Source organism: Streptococcus sp. DD04 (assembly GCF_001578725.1).
GTDB classification, from domain to species: domain Bacteria; phylum Bacillota; class Bacilli; order Lactobacillales; family Streptococcaceae; genus Streptococcus; species Streptococcus sinensis.
On the sequence record NZ_KQ968976.1, the window covers coordinates 245,655 to 257,004 of the forward strand.

13 protein-coding genes are annotated in these 11,350 nt (G+C 42.3%); all 13 read right to left on the bottom strand.

The genetic code is table 11. The annotated features are described in order from the left end of the window. Positions 1 to 48 precede the first annotated feature (48 nt). Entirely contained in the window at positions 49 to 465 is a 417-nt protein-coding gene (locus STRDD04_RS01185) for a GNAT family N-acetyltransferase (RefSeq protein WP_062198626.1), read from the bottom strand. A gap of 121 nt (positions 466 to 586) precedes the next feature. Further along, on the bottom strand, positions 587 to 745 hold the full coding sequence (locus STRDD04_RS10830; protein ID WP_148881334.1) for a hypothetical protein: 159 nt from the start codon (positions 743 to 745) through the stop codon (positions 587 to 589). An 11-nt stretch (positions 746 to 756) separates the two neighbouring features. After that, a complete protein-coding gene (gene obgE, locus STRDD04_RS01190) occupies positions 757 to 2,067 on the bottom strand; it encodes a GTPase ObgE (protein WP_062198628.1) in 1,311 nt (436 codons plus the stop codon). Between the two features lie 52 nt (positions 2,068 to 2,119). Next, entirely contained in the window at positions 2,120 to 2,248 is a 129-nt protein-coding gene (locus STRDD04_RS10475) for a DUF4044 domain-containing protein (RefSeq protein ID WP_082757320.1), read from the bottom strand. Between the two features lie 149 nt (positions 2,249 to 2,397). Next, positions 2,398 to 3,294, bottom strand: a complete 897-nt coding sequence (locus STRDD04_RS01195; RefSeq protein ID WP_062198630.1) for a YihY/virulence factor BrkB family protein — start codon at positions 3,292 to 3,294, stop codon at positions 2,398 to 2,400. 57 nt (positions 3,295 to 3,351) lie between these two features. After that, positions 3,352 to 4,209 (bottom strand): methionyl aminopeptidase, encoded by an 858-nt coding sequence (locus STRDD04_RS01200; RefSeq protein ID WP_062198631.1) that lies wholly within the window; start codon positions 4,207 to 4,209, stop codon positions 3,352 to 3,354. Positions 4,210 to 4,268: 59 nt separating this feature from the next. Continuing rightward, a complete protein-coding gene (gene spxR / locus STRDD04_RS01205; protein WP_062198633.1) occupies positions 4,269 to 5,546 on the bottom strand; it encodes a CBS-HotDog domain-containing transcription factor SpxR in 1,278 nt (425 codons plus the stop codon). Beyond that, the gene (locus STRDD04_RS01210; RefSeq protein WP_062198635.1) at positions 5,539 to 6,090 is read right to left on the bottom strand and encodes a GNAT family N-acetyltransferase; all 552 of its coding nucleotides are present in this window, start codon (positions 6,088 to 6,090) and stop codon (positions 5,539 to 5,541) included. Before STRDD04_RS01210 ends, spxR begins: the two co-directional genes overlap by 8 nt. A gap of 33 nt (positions 6,091 to 6,123) precedes the next feature. Next, complete coding sequence (locus STRDD04_RS01215) at positions 6,124 to 7,383, bottom strand: UDP-N-acetylglucosamine 1-carboxyvinyltransferase (protein WP_037615465.1); 1,260 nt, start codon at positions 7,381 to 7,383, stop codon at positions 6,124 to 6,126. Positions 7,384 to 7,645: 262 nt separating this feature from the next. Continuing rightward, positions 7,646 to 8,326, bottom strand: coding sequence for a DnaD domain-containing protein (locus STRDD04_RS01220; RefSeq protein WP_062198638.1), 681 nt, complete (start codon positions 8,324 to 8,326; stop codon positions 7,646 to 7,648). A gap of 8 nt (positions 8,327 to 8,334) precedes the next feature. Then, on the bottom strand, positions 8,335 to 9,276 hold the full coding sequence (metA, locus tag STRDD04_RS01225; RefSeq protein WP_062198640.1) for a homoserine O-acetyltransferase MetA: 942 nt from the start codon (positions 9,274 to 9,276) through the stop codon (positions 8,335 to 8,337). A 100-nt stretch (positions 9,277 to 9,376) separates the two neighbouring features. Continuing rightward, complete coding sequence (locus STRDD04_RS01230; RefSeq protein ID WP_015605129.1) at positions 9,377 to 9,889, bottom strand: adenine phosphoribosyltransferase; 513 nt, start codon at positions 9,887 to 9,889, stop codon at positions 9,377 to 9,379. 122 nt (positions 9,890 to 10,011) lie between these two features. Then, positions 10,012 to 11,350, bottom strand: a 1,339-nt coding sequence (locus STRDD04_RS11275) for a single-stranded-DNA-specific exonuclease C-terminal domain-containing protein (RefSeq protein ID WP_231853856.1), incomplete at its 5' end; no start/stop codon positions are given.

The window sequence follows — 11,350 nt, forward strand, 5'->3', positions numbered from 1 at the left end:
GTAAAATATTACAAAAGGAGCTTATGGACAAGCCCCTTTTGTAATATTTTACTTTTTATCAGGTGCATAAATCATGCCAGTACAGTCGAAATCTTCCTGCCGATGAAAGCCGTTCCCTTGATAAAAAGCTAGATTTTTGTCTGACTGCTCCGTTGCCAGCTGAATTTGATAAACATCTTCAAATTTTTCTAGTGTTTGCTGAAGAAGACTCCGGCCAATCCCCTGACGTTGGTAGCTTGGATGCACCAGCAAATCCTGAATAAACACAATAGAGACGCCGTCTCCGACCGCTCGAATCAAACCTACCAGCTCCTCATCGTCATAGGCCGCCATCACAAACAAAGACTGATGGAATGCCTGCTCCAAATGCTGAGGATGATTGGTATAGTTGCTCCAACCAACTGAAACATAAAGGTCTAAAATAGCCGTAAAAGGTAGTTGAGAATTTGTCTTATAATGAATCATAGTCCTCTCCTTGTTTTGTCGCTTGTACTGACACCTTAAACTACCTTCTTAGATTTCCACTTCACTAGTCCGAGAAATTGTTTGAGGTTTACTGAAAAAACTTGTTTTAGGTTCGCTTTTCTTACTCTTCCTTCTTCTCTAGCTTTTCTCGCTCAAGGCGAAGTTTGCGATTTGGATTTAGCCGGTTGAAGAGTTCTTCCAGCTTTTTGGCATTCCAAACATCTGCTGCTGAGACAAAGTTGCCATTTTCATCTCGGAAAGATATTGGTTTATCACCCATTACATATCCCCTTAGTCAACAAATTCAAACTCAAACTTACCGATGCGCACCAAATCTCCGTCCTTGGCACCACGCGCACGAAGTGCTTCGTCAACGCCCATACCGCGCAACTGACGAGAGAATTTCATGATGGACTCATCTCGGTCAAAGTTGGTCATTGTAAAGAGTTTTTCTAGTTTATCACCTGAAAGCACCCATGTAGCATCATCATCACGGGAGATTTCGAAGGCTGGCGCTTCTTCGTCAAAGCCATAATAAGCCTCGTCTTCCATATCAGATTCTTCATAAAGCAGAAACTCAGGTGTCTTATCCAGCAGCTCAGCTGTCGCATCCAAGAGCGTGGCAAGCCCCTGCTTGGTCAGACTAGAAATAGGGAAAATCTGCGGTAACTCTTCAAATTCATCATAGTTAGCAGCCAATTTTTTCTTAAATTCTTTCAAATTTTCTGCACTGTCAGGCATATCCATCTTGTTAGCTACAATAATCTGTGGCCGCTCCATCAAGCGCAAATTATAGGACTCCAGCTCTTTATTGATCGCAAGATAATCCTCATAAGGGTCGCGTCCCTCACTAGCTGACATATCAATGACATGCAGGATAACCCGTGTCCGCTCAATATGACGAAGAAACTGGGTGCCTAGGCCTACTCCCTGACTGGCTCCTTCGATCAATCCTGGCAGATCGGCTACAGCAAAAGACTCGCCAGACTGAGTCCGAACCATGCCCAGATTAGGAACAATCGTGGTAAAGTGATAGGCTCCGATTTTGGGCTTGGCTGATGTAATCACACTCAGAAGGGTTGACTTGCCAACCGAAGGAAATCCAACCAGACCAACATCGGCCAGCACTTTTAGCTCCAGCAGCAATTCTCTTTCCTGACCTGGCTCCCCATTTTCAGAAATTTCCGGAGCAGGATTTTTAGGTGTAGCAAAGCGAATATTGCCACGACCGCCACGACCGCCATGCGCTACGATAAATCGTTGACCGTGCTCTATCAAATCTGTAATCACCTTACCGGTCTCAGCATCACGCACGGTCGTCCCCTGCGGTACACGGACAATCAAATCCTCCGCTCCTCGACCATGCATTCCCTTGGTCATCCCTTTTTCGCCAGATTGAGCCTTAAAATGACGATTGTAACGAAAGTCCATCAAGGTACGCAAACCTTCGTCTACAACAAAAATCACGTTACCACCACGACCGCCATCGCCGCCCCAAGGTCCGCCATTGGGTACATATTTTTCTCGACGAAAGGCCACCATGCCATCGCCGCCCTTGCCAGCCTTGACCTGAATCTTGGCTGTATCTAAAAACATACTCATATAAATTCTCGCTTCTTTTTTACTCTAAAAAAACGCCTTGCAGCGTTTAGGATTAGAAGATTGCGCCGATAGCTGATGCAAAAATTGCACCGACTGTTACAAGTAACATGATTACCACGACCAGCATTGTCAATTTTTCAAATCCAGTTTTTTTACGTTGTCCATTGTCTCCAAAAGCCACTTTATTACCTCTTTTATAAATTACTTCTTTTATTTTAACATGAAAAAGCAGGTTTTTCAAATGGTAAGTGGAAGAAATGTCCAGAAGTCCCTTTCAAACCTGTCAATTGCAGACCCTTTCAACTAAGCAGCCAAATGCTAAGAGGAAAGCTAGTCTTCCTTTTTTACAAAGGAAAAATTTCGCACTTTACCGACCTCAAATTCAGATTCCCGACAGCTTTGATAGCTTGCATTGAGAATAGCTCCGATAATCAATAGTTTAGCAATGATGATAAACCACACCATAATCACTACTACGATAATGGAACTGAAAAAGCGAACGTCAACCAGATGATTGACATACTTGTCCATGTAAGCTGAAAACAGATTCAGCAAGGCCATGATAGCGAATACAACAAAAGCGCTGCCCGGCAGAACATAGCGGATTTTGTTAATTTTCACATTGGGCAGAAAATAATAAAGCAAAGCTACAGTAACCAGCAGCAAGAAGTAAATCAATGGCTGAGTCAGATTTTGCAGATACAGATAGGTTCTTTCATCAATTTCCCAAAAATTGCGGATAAAGATCATCGACATATGCCCGAACATAGTCAAAAAAAGGGCAAAAGCAAAGAGCAGCTGGAGCCCCAAGCTGACTACTAGACTGAGCAGACGATGGGAAATGACTCCTCGACTTTTAGCAACTCCGTAAGCCTTATTAAAGGCCTTTTGCAAAAAGTTCATAGACTGCGAAAAAGTCCATAAGGCTGAAAGAATGGAGAAACTCAGCAAACCAGAAGAAGGCTGAGTCAAAACATCTCTGACAATTTTTGCTACTACCTCATAAAAAGTTTCTGGAAGCACATCTTCAATCACTTCCAAAAAGTCGGCTACTGGAATCTGAAAGTAGGGCAGGATGTTAACGAGAATCAAAAGCAGTGGAAAGACCGAGATCAGTGAATAATAAGCCACTGCAATACTCGTAATATCCGTCTCAGCTGATTGATAAAACCCAAAAAAAGCTCCTAAAAACTGATTCTTCCGAACCTTTTCAATCCATTTCTTCACTCCTAGCCTCCTTCAAAAAAGAAGGATTGAGAAATGCTTTCTCAACCCTTGCTGTTTTTAATAAGTTCCTTCTTCACCCTGACTAGTCAAGATGCGAGGACCGTCTTTAGTAATCACAAACTGATGCTCATATTGGCAAGAAAGTCCGCCATCAAGGGTTTTATGAGCCCAACCTGTTTCATAATCCGTATCAATCTCCCAAGTTCCAGTTGAAATCATCGGCTCGATCGTTAAGACCATCCCTTCCCGCAGACGCAGGCCGCGACCAGCTCGGCCGTAATGAGGAACCATTGGCTCTTCGTGCATGGTTGGGCCAACCCCGTGGCCAACTAGATCTCGCACGACACCGTAGCCATGACTTTCAGCGTATTCTTGAATTGCTGCGCCAATATCTCCAATACGATTGCCAACTTTTGCTGCCTCAATCCCCCGATAAAGGCATTCTTTGGTCACATCCATCAGCTTTTGCGCCTCTGGACTGACTTGACCAACTGCGTAAGCCCAGCAAGAATCAGCTACACCGCCCCGAAATTCCACTGTGTGTTTTTTCATTTCAGCGACATTGTTAAAATCTAACTTAGAGACATCCAATTCAGCTTTCTCCACCAAACCAACAACCATGTCAACCTTGATCACATCACCTTCTACCAATCTCTGATGCCGAGGAAAGGCATGGGCAACTTCATCATTAAGCGAGCAGCAAGTCGCATAAGGATAGTCCATGACGCTTCCTTCCACCCCAATCTGCAGGGGCAGAGCATTATCCTCTTTACAACGTCTGCGAACATATTCTTCAATTTCCCACATATCAAGACCTGGCTTAATTAAATCTCGCAAACCAATATGGATAGAAGCCAGAAAGTCTCCGCTCTTGTCCATCAAGTCAATTTCACGTTGTGATTTTAACGTTATCATTCTATCTCCTGTCTGTAAGTTCTATTTTAAATCTTTTTTCGAATACAAATCTAAATGCTTTAGTTAATCTTTACAGTAATGGTAGCCTTGGAAACCAGATTAGTCCCCAGAAGCATATCAAAATCAATAATAGCCGCTCGCCGAGTCTGACGAATAATTTGTGGCTGAACATGCAGGAGATCATCAATCTGCACCGCCTGAAAGAAATACATCATCATCTGATCAATGATTAAACTGCGCCCTCTATTTGACATCATCTGTTGCGTAATTCGAGTGATAATCTCCGTCAAAACTCCATTAGCCAGAACACCATTTTGATCCAACATAAAAGGCTCAACGGTAAAGGAAAAAACATCATCCTGACGGCTGATTTTCTGCCCAACCTGCTCACTGAAAGTTGGTAAGCTAGAAATCTGTGCCCGACTCATCTTTTCCATAATATCACGCCGGGTAATCACGCCCAACAAGGTCTGATTGCTACGCACAACTGGAATCATTTCAAAATCTTCTGCAATCATACGCTGGCTGATATTAGCAATATTGGCAGAAAGCCCCGTCATAAAGACTCTTCGAGTCATCACCTTATCTAGAGTTGTCAAAGGCGATTTGTCACCGGCATCCCGCATTGTGACGACACCCACGACCATTTGGTGCTGATTAATAACCGGAAAGCGACTGGTTCGGTTGCGACGAACCAAATCCAAGTAATCCCTCACCGTATCCGTATCGTGCAGAAAACCATATTCATGACTGGCCCGATAAACCTGTTCCACTGTCAGAATATCTGTTTTGATCTGGATATTGGATAAGGCTCTGTTAATCATGGTCGCCACTGTATAAGTATCGTGCTTGGTTCTAAAAACTGGAATCTCTTTACGATTGGCCAATTTTAAAACTTCTGGATCGACTTCAAAACCACCCGTCACCAGCACCGCATTCTCATTTTCAAGCGCCAGCATCTGAATCTGGGTTCGGTCTCCGACAATCAAGAGGCCTCCTTCTGTCAGATAACGCAGAATGTTCTGTTCCGTCATAGCACCAATGGAGAATTTATTAAATTCTTTCTCCAAACCATTTTCTCCGGCCAGCACTTCCGAGCCAGTAATATCTACGATCTCCTTATAAGTCAGATGTTCTAAAACAACTTTTTTTGACTTAACCCGAACGGTTCCGCTCCTAGGTCTGGTCTCAACAATTCCTTGATTTTCTGCCTCTTTAATCGCCCGATAAGCCGTTCCGTCGCTGACTCCTAAATAATTTGAAATACTGCGAACACTGACCCTTTTTCCGATTGGAAGATTTTCAAGATAGGCTAAAATTTCCTGATGCTTACTCATTAAAATCTCCTCTCTCATAGCGATATTCAATATAATCTCGCATTCTTCTTGTGTAGCGATCGCTTCCCTTAAACTGACGAAAGAGCTTAAAACCAGCTTTCTGCGCAACTTTCTGACTCGCTATATTTTCTGCATGCGTGACAATGCTCAGGCGCTTAAAACCAAATTTTGTAAAGGAAAGGAAAACTAGCTCACGGACAATTTCGGTCATCAACCCCTGTCCCCAATAGTCCTTCCTCAAAAAATAGCCTAATTCAGCTTCTTTTTTTATCTCATCCATTCTTTCAAATTTAATAGATCCGATCATTTCGTTTGTTTCCTTATCACAAATAGCCCATATTCCCAAAGGATTTTTCATAAAATAATTGGCGATAAGATATTCACTTCCCTGCAGACTGCTTTCAGTCGGAAAAATAAACTCGGTGTTTTCTGGATTTGAAGCTATTTTATAAAGAGCTTTTGCATCTTCAAAAATAATCGGACGCAAAAACAAATGCTCCATTTCAATAAATGAAAAAGCTGCTAAATTTGTCCACAAATTCATATGCTTCCTCTATAAAAAATAAGCGATTATCGCTTATTCTTCGATGAGCTGGATATCTGCACCCAAGCTCCTTAATTTTTTAATAATATTGGAATAACCACGCAAGATAAATTCCACATTGGTAATTTCGGTCTGGCCTTCAGCCATCAGACCAGCAATAACAAGCGCTGCACCTGCACGGAGATCTGTTGCCTTTACAGATGCCCCATGTAGCTGATTTGGGCCTTCATAAACAATTTGATTGCTGGCTGTAGAAATTCTACCTGACATTTTTGCCAACTCAGCGACATGATTTACTCGTTTTTCATAAATCGTATCAATGATTTTTCCATGACCACGCGCCGTCAGCAATAGTGGAGTAATCGGCTGTTGTAAATCAGTTGCAAAGCCTGGATAAGGAGAGGTTTTAATACTGATTGCTCTTAAATCAGTCTGTTTCTCGACAAAAACACTGTCCTCAGAAATCGTCATCCGAACGCCCATTTCTTCTAACTTAGCAATGAAGCTTTCCAAATGCTCATAGAGGACGTTGTTAATCTGGATTCCTTCTCCAATAGCAGCTGCTAAAGCGATATAAGTTCCCGCCTCAATCCGATCAGGAATGACTTGATGGCGGGTTCCGTGAAGTCTTTCCACACCTTCAATGATAATAATGTCTGTACCTGCCCCACGAATATGAGCTCCCATATTGTTTAGCAAGGTAGCCACATCAATAATCTCTGGTTCACGTGCTGCATTTTCGATAATAGTCCGCCCCTTAGCCTTAACCGCAGCCAGAATTGTATTGATGGTGGCACCCACACTGACCGTATCCATATAAATACTTGCCCCGACTAGCTGTTTGCCACCCGTTGACAGATTCATATAATTTCCATCCATGGTCATCTTTGCTCCCATGGCTTCAAAAGCCTTAAGGTGTAGGTCAATCGGGCGGGGACCAAGATCACAGCCACCAGGCAGACCAACTGTTGCTTCACCATAACGTCCTAGCAAACTGCCATAAAAGTAATAGGATGCTCGCAAACTATTGATTTTACCAAAGGGCATCGGCATATTTTTAATGCCGCGTGGATCAATTTCTAAACTATCCTCTACCCGCTTAATACTTGCCCCCATTGCTTCCATGATATCAATCAAGCTATCAACGTCAGAAATATTGGGTACTCCATCAAGAATCACCGTATCATCCGCCAAAATCACTGCCGGAATCAATGCTACGACACTGTTCTTGGCACCATTAATGATCACCTCTCCTTTTAAGGGGCGACCACCATTAATCACAATTTTTTTCATATTTTAAAATAGGTTCTTTCAAATATTCATTTATAATCTATCTTTTCCCATTATACCATAACAGTTTGATTTTTCCTACATCAATATTTTACAATTTAGCTATGAAAGACATTTTTAGAGGAGAAACCCACATTTTGTCGCTGTTAGATTGGTTTTGCCGTTATAAAATATACTCTTAGTTTCTATATTTCTCTCTGATAGATAAGAAAAATCTGAATGAAACATTCAGATTTTAGTTCTATTATACAATAAAAAGTGAATCTCAGTCTTTCCAAAGATTCATAGCACTTAGAAAGTCGTCTGAAATGGTGATATTTTGAGGGCTGGTTGCCTCACGCTCTGCCCGCTTGGCTTCAACCTGAGCCAGACTAGTAATGCCCTCCCGACGCCAGTTACGCAAAATAGCTTGGATATATTTCCAGTTAGCCTTCCCATTAAAAACAGCCTCACGAAGCGCCGCTTTAACCAAGTCAGGATTTGTCTGATCATCCTGAATCGTTTTGGTCAAATCTTCAATTTCAAAAGGTGTAAGTAAACGGCCCAATTCCTGCTGAAAAGTATCTACTAAGTCTTTCAAAATATTCTGCGCAGTCTTAACAGGCTGCTGATCTCCTGTCTTAGCTGCCAGAATCTCATCCAGCTTTTCTAAGGCTGGTGAAGCATCAAAAATTACTTCCGTTTCACCATTCAGCTCGATAGTCTTATACTGCAAGAGTCCTTTTTCAGTTAAATGAGACATGGAGCGATTAACTTCTGTCAATGTCTTGCCAATATTTTCCGCAATCTGTCTTGGTGCAACTTCTTCGAGCGAAGTTGTATTTTGCAGATAGAAAAACTGCCAAACCAAAAAATCATCACTGGAGTCAAAAATCTCCTTGAAATGGAACAGAAGGGCGCTCGGAATAATTAAATTACCGGATTTAAAAGCTGATAAATACGTCATGTCACCTCTTATAAATAAGCAAAAAACGATACATCATTTTCGGGACTCTCCCAGTCAAAAGGAGTTTCCTGATAGACAGCATAATTGACCCAGTTGTTGAAAAAGAGAGCTGCCGCTAGGCTCCAGCGCAAACAAGGAGTCGAATTGACATCGTCATTCTTGAAATAATTTTCCGGAACATGCGGATTTTTCTCCGCTTTAAGATCACGGAAATATTCCTTAGCCAGAGTATCACGGTCGTATTCCATGTGACCAAAGCTGTAGACTTCTCGCAGATCGCGGCTAGCAAGTACGGACAGACCCGCATCTTCTCCATAAGAAAGAATTTCCAGATTTGTTAGATTCAGAATATCTTCTTTTAAAACCTCTGTATGCCGAGAATGGGGAACATAAAACTCATCGTCAAAACCGCGGAAAAGAAGATTGTTACTTGGTGCCGACTGGGTATAGACCCCTGATAGTTTTCGTTCCATCTGATGTTTGTCAATACCATATCGGGCATAAAGCGCAGCTTGAGCTCCCCAACAGATATGTAGAGTCGAAAAGACATGAGTCTTAGACCATTCGATCACCTGCTGGAATTCCTCCCAATAGTCCACCGCCTCAAAAGGCAGATGCTCTACTGGCGCTCCCGTGATAATCAAACCATCAAAGAAACGATTTTTGACCTCATCAAAGGTTTTGTAAAAGGTCTGCATGTGCTCTGCCTGAGTGGTCTTTGATGTATGAGAAGTCATATAAAGAAACTCAATAGTCAATTGCAAAGGCGTATTGGCCAAATGACGCAAAATCTGAGTTTCCGTCACCATTTTCTGGGGCATGAGATTGAGTACCAGAATATTCAGAGGGCGGATATCTTGGTGGTCCGCTCGATCGTCATCCATGACAAAGATATTCTCAGAGCTTAAAATTTCAACTGCTGGAAGCTTCTTATCAATCTTGATAGGCATGAAAATATCTCCTTTTGTTTAATATACTCATTATACTCAAAGGAGATATAGTTTTCAATTATACTTTTTCTCTAACTAGATATAGTAATAAGCTATATCTTTAGTAATGCATCAATACCTTGTAGTCATAATCGCCGATTGCTTCGCGGCCCTTAAGCTCATCCAACTCGATAAGGAAGGCACAGCCAGCAACGATACCGCCAAGACGTTCAATCATCTCAATAGTTGCCTTAACTGTCCCACCAGTCGCAAGAAGGTCATCTACAATCAGAACGCGTTGACCAGGTTTGATTGCATCCGCATGCATGGTCAGAGTATCTACACCATATTCTTTGGCATAGTCAGCTGAAACGACTTCGCGAGGAAGTTTACCAGGCTTACGAACAGGGGCAAAACCAACTCCTAATTCAAAGGCAACTGGACAGCCTACGATAAAGCCACGCGCTTCTGGACCAACGATCATGTCGATCTGCTTGTCAGTCGCATACTGTACAATTTCACGTACAGCGTAGCTATAGGCATTCCCATCAGCCATCAAAGGGCTAATATCACGGAAGAGAATGCCTTCCGTTGGGTAGTTTTCAATAGTTGCAATATAATCTTTTAAATTCATAATGTTCTTTCTTTCAAAAAATTTTTTACTCTCTATTATACCATGTTTTATTCAAAAAGGCTGTAGCAGACTATCAAATATTTTAACATGTAAAATATTTGTAAAATAAGGAGGTTTGTCGCTTATTTACCCATGAGATAGTCATAAATCTCCTGCACGGTACCCAATGCCATGAGTTCTTGTTCTTTGACTAGGCGCTTGAGGTCTTGGTAAATGTGACTGCTGTCAATTTCTTTCTTTTCAGCTTCCTTATTGACTTTCATGACGCCTTCTGTGATGCTGACAAAACCCAGTTCTTCAAAAATCTGAATCATTTTAATCAAGAGAATGGGGTCGATTTTCAGGTAAGCTGCTAGATCCTTGAGCTTATAGCGAACGTCAAATTCAGGAAACTGGTAGATTGTCTTGTAGAGTTTGGCAAACTGCTCACGGTTACCATAACCTGTCAGATAGTAAGACTTGGCAATCTCATTCTTAAAGTAAATCGCTTCGAAATCCTGAGACTGAAGAATCTTCTTCAAGACCTGCAAATCATCAGGCAGGTCATAAACCACAACTGCTCTGCTATTTGTCAAATCCGGCAATTCCTCTGTGAAACGCAAGACAGGAACCTTGTCAGGCAGCGTCACATTTTTGCTGCGGATATTGAAAAGCTGAACGCCGTCCACACGAGCATCTACCAGCATGAGCTGAAGACTAGTCTGTCCATTCCATTTATTGACAGAGAGGCTGACAGCTAGCTCCAGATTCTTGGTTTGGGCAAACTCTGTCGCCAGGCTTCCTTGCCCAAAAGCTACTACTTCAAAAGTAGCATCTTCCTGAGAAATTTTCAGCTTGAGATGGCTATTGCCAGCCCCCATAGTCCGAGCATTGTCCACTTTAAAATCCTTGAGGTAAAAAAGCGGCTTCTTATTGTCCATACCAAAAGGCGCAAGTTTTTCAAAGCTTTTGAGTGTATCCAGAGTCAGTTCTGGCAAGTGCAGCTCCTCATCTAAATACAGGGCTGTTTTGCCAGTCAAATCCAAATCATTGTCTAAGATGTAAGCTGTCAAGATCTCAGCAAGTTCCGTTAGCTTGTCTGCTTTAAGAGTCATTCCAGCTGCTCCAGCATGGCCACCAAAAGCTACAAAGAGGTCACGGTGGCTGTCTAAGGCCTCAAAAATATTGACCGCTTCAATACTGCGGGCGCTGCCCTTAGCGATACCATTTTCAATGTTAAGCACTATGACTGGCTGGTGTAGCTCTTCCAGCAAACGCCCAGCAACTATTCCCAGCACACCAAGATTCCAGCCTTCCTTGGCTAGTACCTGGACTGGTCTCTTAGCGTCCAGCATACTTTTTGTCTCTTCATAAATCTGCTGGACAATTTCCTTACGCTCGTCATTTTTCTGGTTAATCATGAGTGCAATGTCACGAGCTTCTTCATCGTCAAAACCTGTTAAAAGCTCAACTGCTGGATTG

Excerpts from the sequence above, each read along its gene's own strand:
- STRDD04_RS10830 (WP_148881334.1), bottom strand. The coding sequence starts at position 745 with ATGGGTGATAAACCAATATCTTTCCGAGATGAAAATGGCAACTTTGTC.
- STRDD04_RS01215 (WP_037615465.1), bottom strand. The coding sequence starts at position 7,383 with ATGAAAAAAATTGTGATTAATGGTGGTCGCCCCTTAAAAGGAGAGGTG.
- obgE (WP_062198628.1), bottom strand. The coding sequence starts at position 2,067 with ATGAGTATGTTTTTAGATACAGCCAAGATTCAGGTCAAGGCTGGCAAG.
- STRDD04_RS01200 (WP_062198631.1), bottom strand. The coding sequence starts at position 4,209 with ATGATAACGTTAAAATCACAACGTGAAATTGACTTGATGGACAAGAGC.
- STRDD04_RS01185 (WP_062198626.1), bottom strand. The coding sequence starts at position 465 with ATGATTCATTATAAGACAAATTCTCAACTACCTTTTACGGCTATTTTA.
- metA (WP_062198640.1), bottom strand. The coding sequence starts at position 9,276 with ATGCCTATCAAGATTGATAAGAAGCTTCCAGCAGTTGAAATTTTAAGC.
- STRDD04_RS01230 (WP_015605129.1), bottom strand. The coding sequence starts at position 9,889 with ATGAATTTAAAAGATTATATTGCAACTATTGAAAACTACCCAACGGAA.
- spxR (WP_062198633.1), bottom strand. The coding sequence starts at position 5,546 with ATGAGTAAGCATCAGGAAATTTTAGCCTATCTTGAAAATCTTCCAATC.
- STRDD04_RS01220 (WP_062198638.1), bottom strand. The coding sequence starts at position 8,326 with ATGACGTATTTATCAGCTTTTAAATCCGGTAATTTAATTATTCCGAGC.
- STRDD04_RS01210 (WP_062198635.1), bottom strand. The coding sequence starts at position 6,090 with ATGAATTTGTGGACAAATTTAGCAGCTTTTTCATTTATTGAAATGGAG.